Below are 19,652 nucleotides of genomic sequence, written 5' to 3'. Positions count from 1 at the left end.
GGTACGCCGGTTTGAAAACAAGGGCAGAGAACGGCCCCTATCAACCAACAAGGAGAAGCTAATGACGATCCTGAAGAAACTTTCCACAGGTGCCGCGATTGCGGTGACCAGCTCGTTTCTGATCAGCGGCGCTGCATTCGCCGACGATATGAAGCCGGGTGAAGGCGTTGAGGTTCAACCGCTTAAAAGCTCGATTGCCGAAGAAACATTCCAGACCGTTCTGGTGATGAAGGCACTTGAAGAGCTTGGCTACGACGTCAAGGACATCCAGGAAATCGAATACGCCGCAGGCCATGTTGCCATAGGCAATGGCGATGCAACCTTTTTGGCCGATCATTGGAATCCGCTGCATGCCGATTTCTACAAGGCAGCCGGTGGTGACGAGAAAATCTATCGCGAAGGTGTGTACTCACCGGGCGCGTTACAGGGTTACCTGATCGACAAGAAAACTGCTGATGAATACAACATCACCAATATCAGCCAGCTGTCCGATCCGGAAATTGCCAAGATTTTTGACAATAACGGCGATGGCAAAGCCGATCTTGCCGGCTGCAACCCGGGTTGGGGCTGTGAAGGTGTGATTGAGCATCACCTTGATGCCTATGACCTGCGTGAGACGGTTGCCCACAATCAGGGTTCCTATTCCGCGATCATCGCCGATACCATCACCCGCTACAAAGCCGGCGAACCGATCCTGTATTACACCTGGACCCCGTATTGGGTTTCGGGGGTTCTGGTTCCGGGTAAAGACGTGACCTGGTTGCAGGTTCCGTTCTCATCCCTTCCGGGTGAAAACAAGGATGCCGACACCGCCCTTCCGGATGGTTCGAACTATGGCTTCCAGGTGAACAACCAGCAGATCATCGCCAACAAGGCATGGGCAGAAGAAAACCCGGCTGCGGCGAAACTGTTTGCAATCATGGAACTGTCGGCCAACGATATCTCGGCCCAGAACCTTCGTATGCGCGATGGCGAAAAATCGGCCGAGGACATCAACCGCCATACCGATGCCTGGATCAAGGCAAATCAGGCGAAATTCGACGGTTGGCTTGAAGAAGCACGCAAAGCAGCGATGTAATCGTTTCGAAGATCACGAAATGTGCATTCGATGACGAATGGAACAACCCGCACCCTTGGTGCGGGTTGTTTTCTTTTGAGTACCTTTACACAAAACTGTCAGGAGATGTCAGGCACCCAAGTATTTAATCGTGCGTTGGCGGGATCATATTGCTAGGCTCCTACGTTCATTGGTTTTCTGAACACAACCGGCCGGACGTGCACGATGTTTCCAGAACAATTGAATGTGCCCTTGGGCAAATGGGTCAATCGCTTTGTCGACTGGCTGGTGGTGAATTATGGCGACGCGTTCGAAGCATTTGCCGACAGCCTGCTGACAGTACTGGTCTGGCTGGAACAGATCCTGCGCGGCACTCCCTGGTGGATCGTTGTGATTGCCATCGCCGTGATCGGGTTTCATGCCAGTCGCAACTGGAAAATTGCCGCAGGGCTTGCGATTGCGATGGTCGCCATCGGGTCACTGGGGCTTTGGGACAAGGCGATGCAGACCCTTGCCCTGATGATCGTTGCCACGGCCCTTTCCGTTATCATCGGTGTTCCGGTCGGAATTGCCATGGCAATGTCAAACCGCCTGCGCGCTGTGATGCTGCCGATCCTTGATACCATGCAGACGATGCCGAGTTTTGTGTATCTCATCCCTGCCCTGATGCTGTTTGGGCTGGGAAAGGTTCCGGCAATCCTTGCCACCGTGATTTACGCAGCCCCGCCGGTCATTCGACTAACCGATCTTGGCATCAGACTTGTTGATCCCGAGGTACTTGAAGCATCCCGGTCATTCGGGGCCAATCGCAGGCAAATTCTGTGGAAAGTACAGCTTCCCCTTGCGCTGCCCAATATCATGGCCGGGATCAATCAGACGACGATGATGGCGATTTCGATGGTGGTGATTGCATCCATGATCGGCGCGCGTGGACTTGGCGAACAGGTACTGATGGGCATCCAGCGCCTTGATGTCGGTGCGGGCATGGAAGCAGGCATCGCGATTGTGCTTCTGGCGGTTGTGTTTGACCGGATCGGTCAGGCCTATGGCAAGCGATCACATCGCAGCCACAAGGCGGAGGGAAAATCATGAGCTATATCGAAATCCGCAATATTTTCAAAATCTTCGGCCCCGATCCAGAAAAGTCGCTAAAGCTTGCACGAGACGGCGCAGACAAGGATGAAATACTTGCCCAAACCGGCCATACGGTCGGGCTGCATGATGTGTCTCTTTCTATCGAACGCGGTGAAACATTTGTGGTTATGGGACTTTCGGGGTCTGGCAAGTCAACTCTGATCCGCCATCTTAACCGGCTGATTGACCCGACATCCGGCGAAGTGCTTTTTGACGGCACCGATATCCTTGCCATGAGCATCAATGAGCTGAATGCGTTCCGGCGAAAGCGGCTTGGCATGGTATTTCAACGCTTTGGCCTTCTGCCACATCGCAGTGTGGTGGATAATGTCGGCTATGGCCTCGAAATTCAGGATGTGGATCGCAGCACGCGCGAGAATGCGGCACGCAACTGGATCGAACGGGTCGGCCTGGCCGGATATGAGGACAAGTTTCCCGATCAGTTATCAGGCGGCATGCAGCAGCGCGTCGGCCTTGCCCGTGCGTTGACCACGGACCCCGAAGTCCTTTTGATGGACGAGGCATTTTCCGCTCTTGATCCCCTTATCCGCAATGATATGCAGGATGAACTGATGAAGCTTCAGGGCGAGCTTCACAAAACCATTGTGTTTATCACCCATGATCTGGACGAGGCACTTAAACTGGGCGACCGGATTGCGATCCTGAAGGATGGCAAACTGATCCAGATCGGTCGGCCCGAAGAAATCATCATGCGTCCCGCTGATGATTATGTCCGCGCCTTTACCCGTGATGTGAACAGATCGCGTGTGCTGCGCGCCAAAACATTGATGCAACCGTTGGTCAATGGCGGTGAAGTTAATGCAAGCTGGCCCGAGATTACCGGTGATATGCGCCTTGAAGATATTCTGCCTGTGGCGCTGGCAACAGGCGGATCAATGGCCGTGATCAATGGCAAAAAGGAACCAATCGGGATATTGAGCAAGGAACAGGTGATTGCCGCGCTGGCGGCATAATTTTGTAATTAGTGGCTTATAATTGCTTGATAAAATTCTTATATTCAAACGAATATCAAAGATAAGATCAGGCGAAAACCACTGTTATGGCCACAAATTGAACACCGGCACCCCCAATATACTGCATGTCGTTTGCGAAAGAGATCGCACTGATTTGATGCCGGCATCCCTGCTTGGCTTCGACATCCGCACATCATCAATGGCAGATAAAATTCCGCTGGATGCCGACACCATCGTGCTTGATGTCGACCTTGGCAACGGTGAAAACATCGCTAAGCTTGCGGCATTCCGCAAGGCCGCCCCTACCCGGTGCAAACAGATTTTCGCGATTACAAAAGGCAACCTGCAGGAAGAATTGCAGGCAACCACACTTGGCGCACGCAAGACGATCCACAAGCCGCTTGGCGATGCCGGACTGGCAAAGATCATCGAAGACATCCGTGAAACGGCGGGGATATTCAGCCCGACAGCCAGCAAGGCCGTCAACGGGGCCGCAAGAACACTTGAAAATACCTTCGCCCGGTTTACCGCCAACAAACCGGTTGATCTTGGCGAGGTTGCGGCAACCGGCGAAGAAATCGCCAAGACCATTAGCAATATTGGCGTTAATGAATGGCTATCCACTGTACGGGCCTATCACCATACGACATTTCAGCACATTCTGATCGTAACCGGATTGGCCTGCGCATTTGCGACCAATATGGGGATGCGCAAGGCAGATATTGAAAAACTGACGACCGCAGGACTGCTGCATGATATCGGGAAGGTGGATATACCTGCGTCAATCCTTGATAAACCAGGCAAGCTGACAGCAGAAGAGTTTGATGTCATCCGCACCCATCCCGGGGCAGGATACAAATTTCTGGCCCAGCAGGACGGCATTGCCGAAGATGTTCTGGATGCAATCCTGCATCATCACGAATTTCTGAATGGCAGCGGGTATCCTGACGGTCTGGCAGGTGACCAAATTCGCGATCTGACGCGTATTCTGACCATCTGTGACATTATGGGCGCTCTGCTGGAACGTCGCACCTACAAGGAACCCTTTACCGTCGCGGAATCACTGGCAATTCTTTTACAAATGGCCAATGACGGCAAACTGGAAATGGTTCTCGTCCATGCCTTGGGCAGGACACTGGAAAAGAATGTCAATTCCATTCAGCAAACTCCGGATGAAAGCCTGATTGCCCTGGCACCGCTTTATCAGTCGCCCGTCGAAGCCCGATAACGCCCTATATCATGCACCATCGCCCGGTGCGCCTCCGCAGCCCGGGCAACATCTATCGAAAACAGCTCGACCAGTGCTGGTTGATCTTTGTCCTTTTCCGATAATACCGGCTGTTGCCCGTACAGTTCCCAGTCAATGTGAAGATCAGGGTCATTCCAGGCGATCCCACGATCATGCTCGGGACTGTAATAATCCGATACCTTGTAAATCACGGTCGTATTGGGACGCATCGTGCGAAAACCATGCGCAAATCCCGGCGGGATCCATAACTGATACCAGTTTTCTTCGGACAGCTCGATCTTGATATGCTGCCCGAAAGTCTGCGAATGAGGGCGCAGATCTACAGCGATATCCATGATCGCCCCGGTGGTCACGCGCACCAGCTTCCCTTGCGCGCGCGGTTCGGATTGATAATGCAGGCCCCGAATGGTGTTGATCGGTTTGCTGATGGACTGGTTTTCCTGCACCAATGTTACATCGCCAATTGCCGCACGAAATTCGTCTTCACGGAAGGTCTCGGCAAATGTCCCGCGCGGATCACGATGACGGTTCGGCACAAACAGCACCGGGCCATCAATATCAAAACGATCAAATTCCATGGCCTTGTCCTTTACTTTGTAATCGAAACGGGAAACCGCACCAATTGCCGCGGGACCCGCCATTTGCCGTTATGGGGCTTTGGGATCAAACGTACGAAAACGAGGCTGGCCTCGTCATCGACAGTACTGAAAAGCCGATCCTGACTATCTTCGTCAATCATGGTGGCATAGGCGGCAAACGGGTCCCCCGGCCCGGCGTCGGGATCAAGATCTTCGTCCAGAAGAAACTTGGGCTCCGACCAGTTTTTCATATCCGGCGATGTCGAATAAAACATTCCGTGCCGATCCGAGCCGTCCTTGTTGCGCTGACGGTGCTGATAGATCGCGATGAAGGTATTTGTTCCTTCATGCCGGACCAATCCACGGATGGACGTAATGCCACTCGGGCCGACGCGCGCGCAATCGGTTTGCTTTACCTGCCACCCCTGATCGGTCAGACGGGCTGCATCAATGAAATCGTTGCCATCCCATACCTGCCAACTTGACGGATCGTTTGCTGGTGCACGCACCAGACAATTGCGAGAGTTTTTCCATTCCTCCTCGCGACGCCAGACAATCGCATAAAGGTAATTCTGCCAGTTGATGATGTTGGTCACCGTCACATAGCTTGGTGCACGTTTCCGATCATCCCGATACGGTTCCGGCGGAGGGAAAGGTGCGTGATGCGGCGGCTGGCCAAGATAGTCGAACGTTTTTCCACCATCGGTCGATTTCAGCGTCACCAATCCATTGATCCAGCAATCAATCCGCTTTGTCCGTCCCTTGCAGGGCATTTCGTGACGATACGGCATGAAACTGGCACTGCCGAGTGCGTAAACGTTTCTGCCATCGTTGGTGTAAATTGCATGGATCCAGGTGCGATCATCCAAAAGATCAGGCTGCGCTTTCCCTGCGGCCATGAACCGGCTGTCGCAATCGGGTTTCAGACTGTCAAAGCCGTAACCAACAAAAGCACGGTTTTGGAAATTTGGCGCAAACAGGATCATGCGCCCCCTGTCATCACGAAACGCGCGCGCGGGAGCATCTGGCAAATGGTGCGAATCACAACCGGAAACATCGCTATCAAAAATGACTTTCTCCGGCCCGGTAACAGTAAGTTCAAACGCCGCAGAATTCGGTGATGAAAATGCAAGGATGCCGCCACCTGACAGCACGGTTGCAATCAGGATCGTCACGTAACGGATATGCGATCTGTTTAACACTTGCCCATCCATAGCCATACAAGATGAAAAGAAGACCGGGCATGACCGGAACTAGGAAACCGGCCATGCCCACGCAGCATTGATCACGCCGCCTCAACCACATAAGGGGTCGGGGTAGTGCCGAGGCGATGCGCCATGCCGTTCTCTTCAAGGAAGGTTTTCAGTTCGCCAAACCGCATCTGGTAGGTTTCCTCGAAATGGCCGAAATCTGCCTGATCCCATGCTTCTTCGAAGGAAAATTTGTCGATATAGCGACCGTCGACATGCGGAATACCAAGCGTTTTGACAAACTCGCGGGTCCGCGTGTCATAGGTGATGTAAAGGGCTGGTACTTCATTGGCGAGCGCCAGAAGATTGCCATGCAAACGGAACCCGGTCACAGCATCAAGATGCCGCTCGGCTTCCTCGAAATCGGCCACCGTCTCGAATACTGCGAGTGACGATTTATAAATTTGCAATAACGGATCTGTTTCACCGTATAACCAGCCTTCCGTGATGAGCTGATTGACGGCCTTTGACATCACTTCATCCGCATTGGCAATCTGGTTGCAGCGCGCATAGAAGATCGCCTTTTCTTCCAGCTCGCCAGCACAAAGAAGTTCGGTTTGATATCGTTCGGCCAGTGTCCGGATCAGATACCGTTGGAACATGACGCATCTGGGTGTTTTGCGCCGCAGGGTAAAGCCGAGCTTTTTGATATCGGTCGACTTGAGACGCGGCAGGGTCAGTTTCGGTTTGCAGTGCCGAAATGCCGTAGGACACCCGAAAATACGGACATTTTTGATCCCGATCGAATTCAGCGCCTTCTTCGAAAGATGGCCGCGCACGCCAAGAGTGGTTGAACGATGCGAAACGACCTGCAAAAAGCGTTTGGTCGATTCATTGACATATTCTTCCGAATTATCAGGGGTCTGCACACCGATCCCGAATGCGATAACCGGAACTTTGGTCTGCTCCAGAACACGTGTGATCGGATCCCATTGACCATTGGTATGGATATAGTTCGACCCGCGCAAAAAGATGTAGTCGAGCTGATTGATATCCTCAACCTGAGCCGGTGTCAGGTCGCCGCTGGCCGGGGCGTAAATGGGTTGCAGTTCAGCGTAATCAAGAATTCGCAGAGACGAATCATAAACAAAGCAATCACCAATATTGCTGAAATGACGCGTCGATTTTTCGGGCGAACCAAAGTTATGTGTTACCACTCCTAAATTCTCGACAACTCTGCCTGCCGGCATGAGAACGCCGATACGAGGTTTATGGCCAGTTGAGGGGTTTTTCTGGCTCATGTCTGGTACTCCTGCTGTGGCGGTTCGGGCCGTTTTTTTTCAGTCCTTCTGAACCGCTTGCTCGTAATGGACGTTTCCTCCCTTCCTGGCGCTTGGGTCTTATGCGGCGTCAACGACCTGACGGGTTTTAAGGCTTTCTTCCCAATCAAGGGCGTGACGCACAATCATTTCAAGATCATCATGTTTCGGAACCCAACCGAGTTTCTCGCGAACACGATCCGCGCCCGCAATCAAGGCCGCCGGGTCACCCGGACGACGTTCAGCCAGTTTGACGGGGAAATCGACACCCGATACTTCCTTGACCGCTGAAATCACTTCCTTGACTGAAAAACCACGACCATAGCCGCAATTCATCACATCGCTTTCACCACCATTTTCCAGATATTCCAGCGCAAGCACATGCGCATTGGCAAGGTCGGAAACATGGATGTAGTCGCGAATGCAGGTACCATCCGGGGTTTCATAATCTTCACCATAGATTTCCAGATGCGAACGGACACCTGTTGCCGCCTGACTGGCGATTTTAATCAGGTGGGTCGCCTTGCGTGATGTCTGCCCTGCCCGTCCTTCGGGATCGGCACCGGCAACATTGAAATAGCGCAACGCGACATAATTCATGTCATGGGCAACAGATGCATCGGCCAGCATCTTTTCCGTCATCATTTTCGACGTGCCATAAGGCGAAATCGGTTTTGACGGGAAATCTTCAAGGATTGGGGTTTTGGCGGGTTCACCGTAAACACCCGCAGTCGAGGAAAAGATGAAATGCCGGATGCCAGCATCGACAGCAGCCTGTGCCAGAGCACGGGAATTCACAGTGTTGTTATAGTAATAATCAAGCGGATAAACCACCGATTCCGGCACGATGATCGATCCGGCAAAATGCATGATTGCCGTGACATCGTGATCCGCAACAAGCTTGCGAACCAGTTCATAATCACCGCAGTCACCTTCGACAAAGGCAGCCCCGGCCGGAACAGCCCAGCGATGCCCCTGACTGAGGTTATCGAGGACGACGACCTTTCGCCCGGCATCCAGAAGTGCAAGCGCTGCGTGGCTACCGATATAACCTGCGCCACCCGTTACAAGTACAGTCATTGCCGTGTCTCCTTGTTATCGCTATCCTTTTTCGGACATGCTTGTGGTGGCACAGTCATCCCGCCCGATACCGGTGCGGGATGACTGCACCGGGTTTGATCAGGCGACCTTGCGCTCGGGCTGAGCGTCACGGGTCATTACATCGACCATCTTGTGATCGATATTGTTTTCCGTCAGGAACGTTGCCATCTCGCGGTAGGTCTGGAACCAGGCGCGATTGAATTTGTCGAACAAATCCTGATTCCAGTAATCCTCGAGCACGAACTCCTTCTTCGAGAACACGTCATAGGACGGGATCTGATAGGTTTCGGCAAATTCGACTGTGCGGCTGTCATAAGTGAAATAGATCGACGGAACACCGTTCGACAGCGCCATCAGATTACCGTGCAGGCGATAACCCAGAACACAGTCTTTCTGACGTACAAGGTTTTCGTAATCGGCAACCACGTCGGAATAGAACATCTTGGAGCGATACAGGCGTTCCATCTCGTCATCCATGTACCATTTGCCGACATTCGGATTGCCACGCAGCTCGGCAATGGCCTGTTCTTTCTGTTCGTCGGTGCCAAAGACCAGTTTCTTTTCTTCGGGCTCACCCTGTGCCATCAGTGTGACATTATCGAACCGGTGCGCGAGGTCCTTGACCAGATCACGATGGAAGGTCAAATAACGTTCGATATTCTGCGCGTAGGACGACGAAACTTCGCGGCGAAGCGTGATACCCACATTCTTGACGGTATCAAGTTCCGGCAAGTTGATCCGCATGTTCGGATTGTTCGAACGGAAAGCAGTCGGGCAACCGACAATACGCACATTGCGAATGCCGATATCCCACAGAACCTGCGCGGTATAGGCACCACGCACCCCGATAGACGTGGTTGAATCTGCCATCATGTGCAGAACGGTTTTCGTCTGTTCGGACAGATTGATCTTGCCTTTGACCGGGGCCTGAGCGCCCAAGCCGAAACCGAGAACCGGCAGGCGTAAACGTTCAAGTACCTCGATGGTGTTGCGCCAGTCCATCTGGGAATGGATGTAGTTCGACCCGCGCAGGAAGACATAGTCATATTCCTCGCGCAGCTTGTCGATCTGGGCCATATCCGGGTTGGCAATCTCGACAACGCCAAGCTTTTCAAAATTCATCAGTTTCAGCGACGAATCATATACGAACGCATCGCCGATGTTATGGTAGTGATCGATATAGCGTTGAATCTGCTGATAATTGTACCAACGGACGCTGTCGTGGTCGTAGACTTCGCCCGATGGAATCATTACGAGAACGCGCGCCATAGTGTTTCTCCTTGGCTAGGTGACTTCTGATTATCGTTATGCCGTGCTGGCGACGGAGTGCTGCGACACAGGAGTCACAGACATCGGGCGGGTCTCGAGAACCTCCCGGTACTGCGCGAGATGTTGCTCGGCGCAATCGATATAGGTCGGCGGGCGCGGAATTCCCTCGCGCATCCGATCCCAGATTTTGTTGTCGGTAAGGGCATCAACAAGACGATCGGCAAGGTCTTCGGCACTACCGACGCGGAAATGCAGGCCATTGACGCCGTCGGTGATTTTTTCAGCCATGCCACCGATATTCGAACAGATCATCGGTCGCCCGTGGAAGAAGGCTTCCTGAATCACGATCGGGGAATTTTCCCACCAGATCGACGGAATGATCGTCCAGTCGGCCAGTTCCATCAGTTTGGGCATTTCGCTGTTCTGATACGCACCGTAGAACCGGACACGTTCTCCGGCCTTTTCGATCAGGTCGTGAACTTTTTCCTGATATTCAATAGGTTGCCGCTCAAGGTTGCCGCCAAAGATCATCATGCGGGCATCATCACCCCAGATGTCATCAGGTACCCGCCCCACCGCATCAAGCAGGATATCGGCCCCCTTGAACATGGTCAGTTGCCCGAAAAATGCGAACCGCGACCGGCGCGGCTGTGCCTTGGATAACGGGCGTGTGTTTGCCGCTTCCTTCACGTCCAGGCCGTTTTCGATCACAGACATCTTGTCACGATCCAGCCCCCAGTCGACAAACCGGTCAGCCAGAAAATCGCTTGGCGAAACATAATGGTCAGCCAGATTAAGCATCGCCTTGATGAACCGTTCCCGACGCAGGAAGGATGCCGGCGAGATATTCTGGAAACAGCCATTGCATTCAATCGGGCTGGCCCGGTTGCATAGCTTCGTTCCACCACTTTTGACCATCTGCCCGTGGTTGTGACAAATCGTCAGGAATTCGTGGAAGGTAAAGAAGATCGCCGCATCCGGCATGGCTTCGCGGATCGCATAGATCGTCTCAAGCCCAAGACCAAGATAATGATGGAAATGCACCACATCGGGCTCGTAATCACGTACGAACCGCAGCAAATCGCGGTCTATTTCATCGGTATTCCCGTTCGATAGCAAAAAATGATCATAATTTTCAGCGTGATACAGGATTTCGTTGTCTTTCTGGCGCAGGCTCATCAGTGCCGATGCACCATGGCGCGGCACCGGATGACCGACGCGGGCCAGATAGAAACTTTCCACCCCGTCCAGTTCGTTCAAACCTTTATGCAGGTTGTACGAGGCCACTTCGGCCCCACCCAGCGACATGCTGGGATGTCCGTGCGAAATGATGAGGACACGCAGGTCAGTCGACGGCATGATTGTGGCTCCGCAAATTTGAGACGACCAATGACCACCGGCGATCAAACGCCCAGCGGTCAAGACGATGCGAAAGTTCCTCCCAGGCGGGGGCGCTTGTTATCGATTGTTCGCTCCCCAGTACTTCGATTTCAGGAATCCACCACGACGCCGTTCCGCCCATGCGCAGTTTCAGCGCAAGGTCGAGCCCCTTTTCCGACGGGCCGATATAGCCACGGGTAAAACCGTTTATGTCTTCGAATGCCTTGCGCGGCATGACGCAGCATTCCGGGGTTCCGGCGCTGACCTCTGTCGGTTCGGCGTCGGCAAGAACCGCACGCGGATAGCCAACATAACGATCCGACAGATACTGTCCGTCGACATCGCCCTCGATCCAGGTGCCTGCCCAACGGACAGAGTCATCTTCAAACAGGATCGTCGGACAGACGACGCATTTGCTGCCTCGCTTGCGATAGGCGGCAAGCAAAGGTTCGAACCATCCCGTGTCGTGAGGCAGGATATGTGCAGAAACAAGGGCAATCGTTTCGGAATTGGTTGCGGCAACCCCGACTTCAAGCGCGTCGCAGAAATCTTCGACACCCTCGGCAAATACGATACGGACATTAAGCTTGTAAAAGGCTGCCAGTCGCATCATGTCGCTTCCGACCTGATCAAAGCTTTCAGCGGGTCCGGCAATCACAATCGGCAGATGACGCGTGACTTCATCAAGCCCCAGCAAGGCAATGGTCACACCGATATCGCTAATCGTATCGTCAACACCAACTATCAGGGCAACCGGCGCGTCTTCATCGAAATTGCCGATATCGTGAGTATCAATGGCAAACGGGCTTTGCGCCGTCATGTTCTGCAACATCGGGCCAAACTGGCGTTCGATACTGTTTGAGGCCGTGACCGAACGCGGATCAAGGGACGGCAAAACACGCGACAAAGCCTGTCGCGCCGATGCACGGGTTGGATTCAGCGGACAGTAGGCGGGAAACGCGTCGGATATGGACAGTTCCAGATAAACCGGCTGATCGGATGCCGGGATATCTTCCAGCGGACAGAACACCAGAAAACCATGGCTGTTACGTGCCGGATTAAGCCCCGAGAACATTGGATCATTGACAAAGGCATTGGTGACATCAGGACGTGATTGGCGGGTCCATCGATCATCAATGCGTACCGCTTCACCACCGACACGCAGCATGACGGTTTCAACCGCGAGGTCCGGATCCAGCATCCAGCCGGATACCAGAATGCCACTGCCTTCGATTACCAGCGAAAAGTCGATCCCGATGCGTACAGGCCGATCCAGTTCAGAAACAGTATCGCGTCCGTCAAATCGATGGGCTGCCATACGGATCTGTTCAAGAATATTATCGGGTGCCTTTACCCGATCAAGAACAGAACGAATATGTGCAGGCACGTCGGGCAAGGCAACCAGCACACGTTGCTGGTAAACCTCGATCGAAAACCAGCCGTCACGCCCCCGGAAATAGACGCGTTGCAGCTTGTTCGGATTGATCCGGGTATCGCCGGTCATAAGCCCTGTAACGCCTGTGGCATGCTCACCAAGATCATCACGCACGAACTCGGCACTCGTCAGTTCGGCCAGAACCGGGCCTTCGTCAATTGCAATAACGCGGGTACGCCCGGTAGGGAAGTTGCTGGACCAGCCCTGGATGTAAATGTCGCCTTCTTCCAGACCGCCAAGAACTTCAATAAAACCATTGCTGCGCGCAGCAATTCGAACAAGAGCCGCCACAGTACGCAGACGCTTCATGTTAGGATTGCCCGCAAGCAGGGCTTCGATAACGCCATCAATCACTGTGGCAAAAGCCGACCCTGACTGTTCTGCGACTGCAGACAAAATGGATTCAAGCCCTTGGGATCGGCTTTCAATCCGGTATTCTCCAGGTTGTCCCGGTGCTTTGAACAGGGCCGTTTTCAAGCGGCGTTGCGACACATTCTGCATTGGCAGAAGTGCAACAAACCCATAAGCAGCTTCAAGCGGGCCATCGGCACGGCGCCAGCTGATGATCGATGCCTGAACTTTGGCATCAGATTGACCGTTCAGGAATACATCGATTGTCGCCGGCATTGCGGCTCCGACACCAGCCATAAGTGCAAGCCCGTCATCGACCAAAGCAGCCACAACGGTCCTGCCGTCCAGCGGCATTCCAGACGGTTCAGTCATGCCCTGCCCTCCTTGTCATTTGTTGTGATTGTGAATTGAAAAACAGCTCGCCCCTGTCAGACGACAATGTCATTCCAAACGAAGGTGCCGAGAATTCCCGACTGCTCGCGATATCGTTGAGATAACGGCCATAATCGCTTGCAGCGCTGAAGCCGGCGCTGCGGGTCAATGCATCGCGATCAATCCAGCCCAAACGCCATGCGGTTTCTTCCGGGCTTCCGATTTTAAGACCCTGACGTTCTTCAACCGAATAAACGAACTGTGCCGCCTGAAGCAGGCTTGCAGGTGTCCCTGTATCAAGCCACGCGCAGCCGCGGCCAAGCATCTCGACGGTCAGTTCACGGTCTTCGAGATAACTGCGGTTAAGATCGGTAATTTCGAGCTCGCCGCGTGCGGATGGCACAAGATCGGCAACACGGTCAGGCGCAGTCGCGTCAAAGAAATAGAGCCCCGTCACCGCCAGATTGGATGGCGGATTGGACGGCTTTTCAATGATATCAAGCGGTTGACCCTCTGGATCAAATGCCATCACACCATAGCGTTCCGGATCGCGCACGGCATGAACAAACACCGTCGCACCGGTGTGACGTTTGGCTGCGTTGCGCAGTCGTTCGCCCAAGCTGTCGCCGTGGAACAGATTATCACCAAGGATCAAAGCACAAGGTTCACCATTCAGGAATTCCCGCCCGATCAAAAGGGCTTCGGCAATACCGTTTGGTGCGTCCTGTTCGGCGTAGGTCAGATTGATACCAAACTGTTTACCATCCCCGAGCAATCCCACGAACGCATCGGTTTGGCCCTTGGCTGTGATGATCAGTATGTCGCGAACACCTGCCAGCATAAGTGTGCTGAGCGGATAAAAAACCATCGGCTTATCCCAAACCGGCAACAACTGTTTGCTGGTTGCATGGGTAATCGGCCATAGTCGTGAACCGGTCCCACCGGCAAGAATGATGCCCTTCACGCAACCCTCCTGCCGCGTATACCGGCTTGTTGAATGGTATGGGAAAGACCGTCCTGCCAGTGCTCGCAAGACAGACCGAGGATTTCTTCAATCTTCTGGCAATCAAGAACCGCATAAACAGGCCGCGGCGCAATATCAGGCTGCTCTGACGCGCTGCTTGCAGCGATAAGGCTCACATCTGCATCAAGTTCACCCGCAATGGCATGGGCAATCTCGAACGGGCTAGCCGATCCTTTGCCCACCGCGTGATAAATCCCGCCCGGCACATCGTCACCATCAAACATGCTCTTGCAAATCAAAGCTATTTGGTTTGCAAGAGAGTGCGCCGAAGTTGGTGACCCAAACCGGTCGGCGATTGCCCTGATCCGTTCTCCATTGGCGAGTTTGTGCGCAAATGCATGAACAAAACTCGGCCGCCCATTGCCATGCAACCAGGCTGTTCTGAGTACGATGGTTGACGGAGCTGCCATAAGGGCGGCACGTTCGCCAGCACGTTTGGTCGCTCCGTACCAGTTGATCGGCTCCGGTTCATCCTCTTCGTGATAAGCACGGCCTGCCTGACCGGAAAACACGAAATCAGTTGAAATCTGAATCAGGCGAATGCCGAGTTTGCTTGCAATTTCCGCAAGAATAGAGGGTACATCGGCATTGATCTGCCGCGCTTCGCTACGCTGGGTTTCTGCAGCATCAACATCGGTAAAGGCCGCCGCGTTAATAATCACGGCAGGCGGGGTGGTCGCGAGAAGCTTTGCTATCCCATTCAGATTGCCCATGTCGATTTCCAAACGCACCGGTGCCCAGAACGGAATAGCAAGTTCGCGTAAGCACGTTTTACATTCAAGCCCAAGACGACCAGAACCGCCCAGCAACAACACATAGCGTCGTTCAGCAAGTTCAGACAAAGCTGGATGGGTAATGAGTGTCATGACGATACCCTGCCTCACCACACCATCGCGCCGATGGAAATCCCGACTGTCACACCGATCAGACAGGACAGAACCAAAAGCGGCGTTTTAAGGTCGTTGCGATGCTGCTCGGTAAGAGCGGAAAGCCGTTCGTCAAAGCCGCCAAGTGACTTATCGAAGCGAACAAGGAAAACTTCGAGTTCCTCGACACGACGGTTCAATTCCTCCTGCCCGGTACGAACCAGTTTTACACCGGCTTCGATCCCGTCATCAGCAGATGCCATCTGATCCATACGCTTGGATGTATCGATAAGACGCTTGGCAGCTTCGCGCTGACCGTTTTGCAAAATGTGCTGGGCCGCAAGCAGCCGATCAAGCCGGTCCAGAATCTTGCTAAGTGGTGCATTAACAGCTGATTGTGCCTGCTGTTCGCTTTGCGACGGAATACGCAACTCGATCTGATCACCGGTTTCCGGTGTAATCGCAAAAACGGTAACATTTTCAACGCTGGCTAACGCTGCTTCGGGCAATTCGGCCTCGAAGGCATGCGCACCATCGCCAATACCATTACGACGCAGATCGACACGTTCGTTTTCGGCTTTCACGCGCAACAGGGTATGCCCGTTCAAACGCACGATAACCTCAATGCGTGCATCCGGACGTTCCGGAGACCACACCCAACCAAACAGACGTTCGCGGTCAATCGCGTCTACGCGTCCCTCGATTGTCGGGATCGCCTGCTCGGCATCGTTTTTTATCGCATCATTGGCAACCGGTTTTGCAGACGTTTCTGTCAGGTCTTTCTGGGCAATCGCCATGAATGCCTCCTTTTATCTGTGTCAGGCCGCGACGAAATCGGGACGGATCATCTTGCGAAACAGCACAAGGTGCTTTTGCGCGACATCGTCGATACCGGCTGGCGGGCGCACATGCCCCGACAGCTTCTTCCAGAGTTTCGGATTGGTGGCGCAGTCCTTCATCACACGGGCCAGTTCAGCCGGATCATCAGCACGCACATGAATGCCGTCATGCCCGTCACGAACCATTTCCGCCATGCCACCGATGCCGCTTGTGATGACGGGGCGGCCATGCTGGAAAGCTTCCTGAATGACCAGCGGGGCATTTTCCCACCAGATTGACGGCACAACGACCCAGTCGACCCGTGACATCAATTCCGGAATATCAGCCCGTTCATAAGCACCCATCCGGTGAACTTTCGTGCCCGTCGCATCGAAAAGACCATCAATCTTTTCATTAAAGGCAACCGTCTGGAACGGCGCCGCACCATGAATGCGCAGTTCGAAATCAACATCATCGGCAGCCAGTTTCTGACTGGCTTCCAGCAGGACATCGGCCCCTTTCCAAGGATTCAGGTTGCCGAAATAGCCAAACACATTCGGCATGCCTGTGCCCAGATCGCGCTTTGGTGCTGAGGGTTCGGGCGGACGGCCATTGTGGATGACTTCGATCTTTGCCGGGTCAATTCCCCAATCGACATAACGATCACGCAGGAATGCACTGGGTGCGAGAAAGCGATCAACAATGCGAAGGTGGTTGCGCAGATTGACCGTCCGCATTGAAAACCGTTCCGGCGCAATGCCATCAAGCCCACAACGTTTGCCAATCCGGTCCGCTTCCAGATAACGCTGACGGGTGCCTCGATGGATCATCAGCCCGTCGTTGGGGCAAATCGGATAATAGTCATGCAAGGTCATCACGATCTGGCAATGGGGCAGAACGCGCCGGATCAGCATCGGCAACTCGATCCCCCAAAGAATCAGATGATGGATATGCACCACATCCGGATCCCAGGTTTTCAGGAGCTCGGTAAAATTCGGCGCGACGGCATAAAGATCCGTCTGCGACATGTTAAACCGGTCAAAATGCCCCGCCCAGAACAGCATTTCATCACCGGCATCATTGATCGCCTGAAAGCTGGTGCCCGGGCGACGTTCACGATGGATATCGTTGGTCGCGCCAACGAAAATGGCTTCGCACCCTGCCCGCTTATAGGCATTGAACAGATCGTGGGCGAAAATCTCGGTGCCGCCGGGATGCAAATCGGGATGATTATGTGCCAGAACCATGATACGGGGATTCATGCTTTCCTCCGCGGTTTTTCTGCAATCAGGAAGTCCTGGTAATGATCGGCCTGATCACCGTGCCAGGTTCCGAAACTTTTTGTCATCAGGCTAAATCCGGCGGTACGCATCGCACCGTCAATAAAGCCATCATCAAAGCCCACAGCCGCCATCGGGTTTTCACCCTTGAGATGCCAGCACGGCTGGTTTTCCAGTTTTTCCAGACTGGTCAAACGTGGGTCACAACCGGGCTTTGACAGCTCTTCTGGATCACGGATGACAAATGCTGTCAAAAACAGCTTTCCGCCCGGGCGCAGCACGCGGAACACCTCGGTGCAATAGGTTTCGATTTCTTCAGGCGGCAAGTGGGTTGCCACCGAGATCATTGCCGTGAAATCGAATGCACCGTCCTGAAAAGGCAGCCGCATGCCACACCCGCCAATAGATCCTTCAGGGTTATACAACGCGTTTTTGACATCCTGTGTCTGGAAGCCAAAGTTGGAATAAACCGGCGCGATTGTCCGTTTGCACCACTCGATACCGTTCGCAACCGGGTCAATGCCTTCGTAAATCGCCTTGTCCGCATCAAGATATTGGGTCAAAGGCACCGCCATCCGGCCAATGCCGCAACCGATATCAAGCACATCGTGATCGGGCATCAACCCGGCACGGCGCACAAAATGTCCAAGGAATTCGGCACCGATGGCACGATAGTCACCATCGCCGACAAAAACGGCTTCCTCAGGTGGCACCGGCAGAAAACGATTGGCGATGATCTGCTGGCAAAGCCAGTCAAGATGCTGTTCGCCTTTGGCGTCCAGTACCGGTTCATCGTGATTGGAAAATGCCAGAACCTGGCTCATGCCGCTTCTCCCTGGTCGTCATCATCCGAAACGCGGTTTTGCGGCCGGTTCTGCGGAACATCGTTTTCATGAAAATCTTCGAGCATGTCGCGCCAGCGCGAGGCATGAAGCCAGGCGTTGTACTGTGTCGCCACGCCGAGCATGTAATCCGTGTGGGTTGAAATCGACTTGCGCTCGAAATGGTAGAGGCTGGCGTCGGGGACATATTTGATGTCGAAATCGGCCTTGCGGATCTTGAGGCACAGATCGCTGTCCTCGTAATCGCCGATCACGTAATCCTCGGTAAAGCCACCGACGTCATTGAACGCACCGCGATGCAGCAGCATACAGGCCCCGGTAATTCCCGGAACGGAACGTTCGATATTGGCATCAGGGAACTGGTCCGGAAGCCCCTTGAAGAAATGATGGTTAAGCCACTGCCCGCGTTCATTTTTGGCAAAATACATTCCCGCGTGCTGTAACGAACCGTCTTCAAACAAAAGCTTCGGCCCCACTGCGGCAACTTCCTGCGGACCACCCATTTTCGAGGCCAGCAATTCCAGCCAGCCGATCTGATGGGGGATGACGTCGGAATTGAGCATTGCAATCAGGTCCGCACGGGCATGTTCAGCCCCGGAATTGCAGGCACGCGCATAACCACCGTTGCGGCTCATGACCACCAGACGTATCGGCATGCCGTAAAGCAGATGCAACCCGCGAAGCAGATGTTCGCATTCTTCGGCCTGTTCCGGGGAATCAAGCACATAGATCACGTCGCAATATTGCGAAATCCAAGGATCGCACGCAAAAGCACCAACCTGTGCGCGCAGGAAATCCAGGACCCGATATAAGGGCACGACAATGGAAACCGCAGGGTCTTTGCGCGGTTCACCTAACTCTATGGTCCGGTCAATCTTGGCTGCTGCCAGCAACTTCTGCTGCAAATCACCAATGACCGGTGACAGGCAGTTTTCAATAATCTCGTCGGTCAGATGTTGCGGCGGAACCGCACGCAGGATGCGCGCGCGCGCTTCGGCCGGGTCAATCGGCTGCGCGGTCGGCACCATCAGATGACGGCTGCCAGATGTCAGCCGCATCAAGCTGCGCGGCTGCAGGATCGGCACCTGGCTTTGGATTTCTCGATAAAATCCGACGAAACCGGTTGCCGAAACGGTACGATCATCATCCATGACATTACCAGCATAACGGTAGAAACCCTCGCCGAATGGATGTGCCGTTCCCTTGCTGTCAAGAATATCGATCCCGGCAATCATTTCAGCCGGATCACGATACCAGCCGCCAATCAGGGTGCCGCGTGCCGTGGTTACGGCAAGGTCGACCTCGCCGCTCGGCAATCCGCCGCCACCGGTTACCCGCTGACTTGAGAGCGGACACCGCAACTGGAATTCAAGGGCGGCCTTGCGGGCCTTGGTGTCGCCACGCGCCATCGC

17 protein-coding genes are annotated in these 19,652 nt (G+C 53.9%); 4 read left to right on the top strand and 13 right to left on the bottom strand.

Annotation, left to right across the window (positions count from 1 at the left end):
* Positions 1–61 precede the first annotated feature (61 nt).
* The 4 genes from proX to TH5_RS07680 all read left to right on the top strand — a co-directional run bounded on the left by proX (position 62) and on the right by TH5_RS07680 (position 4,393).
* Positions 62–1,078, top strand: a complete 1,017-nt coding sequence (gene proX / locus TH5_RS07695) for a glycine betaine/L-proline ABC transporter substrate-binding protein ProX (RefSeq protein WP_114121362.1) — start codon at positions 62–64, stop codon at positions 1,076–1,078.
* Positions 1,079–1,282: 204 nt separating this feature from the next.
* On the top strand, positions 1,283–2,149 hold the full coding sequence (locus TH5_RS07690) for an ABC transporter permease (RefSeq protein ID WP_114121361.1): 867 nt from the start codon (positions 1,283–1,285) through the stop codon (positions 2,147–2,149).
* Positions 2,146–3,165, top strand: coding sequence for a quaternary amine ABC transporter ATP-binding protein (locus TH5_RS07685; protein ID WP_114121360.1), 1,020 nt, complete (start codon positions 2,146–2,148; stop codon positions 3,163–3,165). The genes TH5_RS07690 and TH5_RS07685 overlap by 4 nt, the downstream gene beginning before the upstream one ends.
* A 157-nt stretch (positions 3,166–3,322) precedes the next feature.
* Positions 3,323–4,393, top strand: coding sequence for an HD-GYP domain-containing protein (locus tag TH5_RS07680; RefSeq protein WP_114121359.1), 1,071 nt, complete (start codon positions 3,323–3,325; stop codon positions 4,391–4,393).
* On the opposite strand, the gene rfbC is transcribed toward TH5_RS07680, so the two are convergent.
* The 13 genes from rfbC to TH5_RS07615 form a co-directional block, all read right to left on the bottom strand.
* Entirely contained in the window at positions 4,369–4,992 is a 624-nt protein-coding gene (gene rfbC / locus TH5_RS07675; protein ID WP_114121457.1) for a dTDP-4-dehydrorhamnose 3,5-epimerase, read from the bottom strand. The two genes, TH5_RS07680 and rfbC, sit on opposite strands and share 25 nt — an antisense overlap.
* A gap of 11 nt (positions 4,993–5,003) precedes the next feature.
* Entirely contained in the window at positions 5,004–6,194 is a 1,191-nt protein-coding gene (locus tag TH5_RS07670; RefSeq protein WP_114121456.1) for a hypothetical protein, read from the bottom strand.
* An 83-nt stretch (positions 6,195–6,277) separates the two neighbouring features.
* Positions 6,278–7,483: a polysaccharide pyruvyl transferase family protein gene (locus TH5_RS07665; RefSeq protein WP_244204849.1), complete on the bottom strand. Its 1,206-nt coding sequence runs from the start codon at positions 7,481–7,483 to the stop codon at positions 6,278–6,280.
* A 99-nt stretch (positions 7,484–7,582) separates the two neighbouring features.
* On the bottom strand, positions 7,583–8,581 hold the full coding sequence (galE, locus tag TH5_RS07660) for a UDP-glucose 4-epimerase GalE (RefSeq protein ID WP_114121357.1): 999 nt from the start codon (positions 8,579–8,581) through the stop codon (positions 7,583–7,585).
* 99 nt (positions 8,582–8,680) lie between these two features.
* Complete coding sequence (locus TH5_RS07655; protein WP_114121356.1) at positions 8,681–9,871, bottom strand: polysaccharide pyruvyl transferase family protein; 1,191 nt, start codon at positions 9,869–9,871, stop codon at positions 8,681–8,683.
* Between the two features lie 36 nt (positions 9,872–9,907).
* Positions 9,908–11,230 (bottom strand): glycosyltransferase family 4 protein, encoded by a 1,323-nt coding sequence (locus tag TH5_RS07650; RefSeq protein WP_062959706.1) that lies wholly within the window; start codon positions 11,228–11,230, stop codon positions 9,908–9,910.
* Positions 11,217–13,409 (bottom strand): glycosyltransferase family 2 protein, encoded by a 2,193-nt coding sequence (locus TH5_RS07645; protein ID WP_114121355.1) that lies wholly within the window; start codon positions 13,407–13,409, stop codon positions 11,217–11,219. The genes TH5_RS07650 and TH5_RS07645 overlap by 14 nt, the downstream gene beginning before the upstream one ends.
* Complete coding sequence (gene rfbA / locus TH5_RS07640; RefSeq protein WP_114121354.1) at positions 13,402–14,373, bottom strand: glucose-1-phosphate thymidylyltransferase RfbA; 972 nt, start codon at positions 14,371–14,373, stop codon at positions 13,402–13,404. The genes TH5_RS07645 and rfbA overlap by 8 nt, the downstream gene beginning before the upstream one ends.
* Positions 14,370–15,299, bottom strand: coding sequence for a dTDP-4-dehydrorhamnose reductase (gene rfbD / locus TH5_RS07635; protein ID WP_114121353.1), 930 nt, complete (start codon positions 15,297–15,299; stop codon positions 14,370–14,372). The genes rfbA and rfbD overlap by 4 nt, the downstream gene beginning before the upstream one ends.
* A 14-nt stretch (positions 15,300–15,313) precedes the next feature.
* Positions 15,314–16,096, bottom strand: coding sequence for a hypothetical protein (locus TH5_RS07630; protein ID WP_114121352.1), 783 nt, complete (start codon positions 16,094–16,096; stop codon positions 15,314–15,316).
* A gap of 21 nt (positions 16,097–16,117) precedes the next feature.
* The gene (locus TH5_RS07625) at positions 16,118–17,380 is read right to left on the bottom strand and encodes a glycosyltransferase family 4 protein (protein ID WP_114121351.1); all 1,263 of its coding nucleotides are present in this window, start codon (positions 17,378–17,380) and stop codon (positions 16,118–16,120) included.
* A complete protein-coding gene (locus TH5_RS07620; protein WP_114121350.1) occupies positions 17,377–18,222 on the bottom strand; it encodes a class I SAM-dependent methyltransferase in 846 nt (281 codons plus the stop codon). Before TH5_RS07620 ends, TH5_RS07625 begins: the two co-directional genes overlap by 4 nt.
* The coding region (locus tag TH5_RS07615; RefSeq protein WP_147250063.1) for a glycosyltransferase family 2 protein at positions 18,219–19,652 on the bottom strand (1,434 nt) is incomplete at its 5' end. The genes TH5_RS07615 and TH5_RS07620, both read right to left, overlap by 4 nt.

Source organism: Thalassospira xianhensis MCCC 1A02616, assembly GCF_003326475.1.
Taxonomy (GTDB): Bacteria; Pseudomonadota; Alphaproteobacteria; order Rhodospirillales; family Thalassospiraceae; genus Thalassospira; species Thalassospira xianhensis.
Note: the sequence above shows the minus strand (reverse complement) of the source record. Positions and strands in the feature narration are given on the sequence as shown.

Coding starts and splice junctions, on each gene's coding strand:
- proX (WP_114121362.1), top strand. CDS start 62: ATGACGATCCTGAAGAAACTTTCCACAGGTGCCGCGATTGCGGTGACC.
- TH5_RS07690 (WP_114121361.1), top strand. CDS start 1,283: ATGTTTCCAGAACAATTGAATGTGCCCTTGGGCAAATGGGTCAATCGC.
- TH5_RS07685 (WP_114121360.1), top strand. CDS start 2,146: ATGAGCTATATCGAAATCCGCAATATTTTCAAAATCTTCGGCCCCGAT.
- TH5_RS07680 (WP_114121359.1), top strand. CDS start 3,323: ATGCCGGCATCCCTGCTTGGCTTCGACATCCGCACATCATCAATGGCA.
- rfbC (WP_114121457.1), bottom strand. CDS start 4,992: ATGGAATTTGATCGTTTTGATATTGATGGCCCGGTGCTGTTTGTGCCG.
- TH5_RS07665 (WP_244204849.1), bottom strand. CDS start 7,483: ATGAGCCAGAAAAACCCCTCAACTGGCCATAAACCTCGTATCGGCGTT.
- galE (WP_114121357.1), bottom strand. CDS start 8,581: ATGACTGTACTTGTAACGGGTGGCGCAGGTTATATCGGTAGCCACGCA.
- TH5_RS07655 (WP_114121356.1), bottom strand. CDS start 9,871: ATGGCGCGCGTTCTCGTAATGATTCCATCGGGCGAAGTCTACGACCAC.
- TH5_RS07650 (WP_062959706.1), bottom strand. CDS start 11,230: ATGCCGTCGACTGACCTGCGTGTCCTCATCATTTCGCACGGACATCCC.
- TH5_RS07645 (WP_114121355.1), bottom strand. CDS start 13,409: ATGACTGAACCGTCTGGAATGCCGCTGGACGGCAGGACCGTTGTGGCT.
- rfbD (WP_114121353.1), bottom strand. CDS start 15,299: ATGACACTCATTACCCATCCAGCTTTGTCTGAACTTGCTGAACGACGC.
- TH5_RS07630 (WP_114121352.1), bottom strand. CDS start 16,096: ATGGCGATTGCCCAGAAAGACCTGACAGAAACGTCTGCAAAACCGGTT.
- TH5_RS07625 (WP_114121351.1), bottom strand. CDS start 17,380: ATGAATCCCCGTATCATGGTTCTGGCACATAATCATCCCGATTTGCAT.
- TH5_RS07620 (WP_114121350.1), bottom strand. CDS start 18,222: ATGAGCCAGGTTCTGGCATTTTCCAATCACGATGAACCGGTACTGGAC.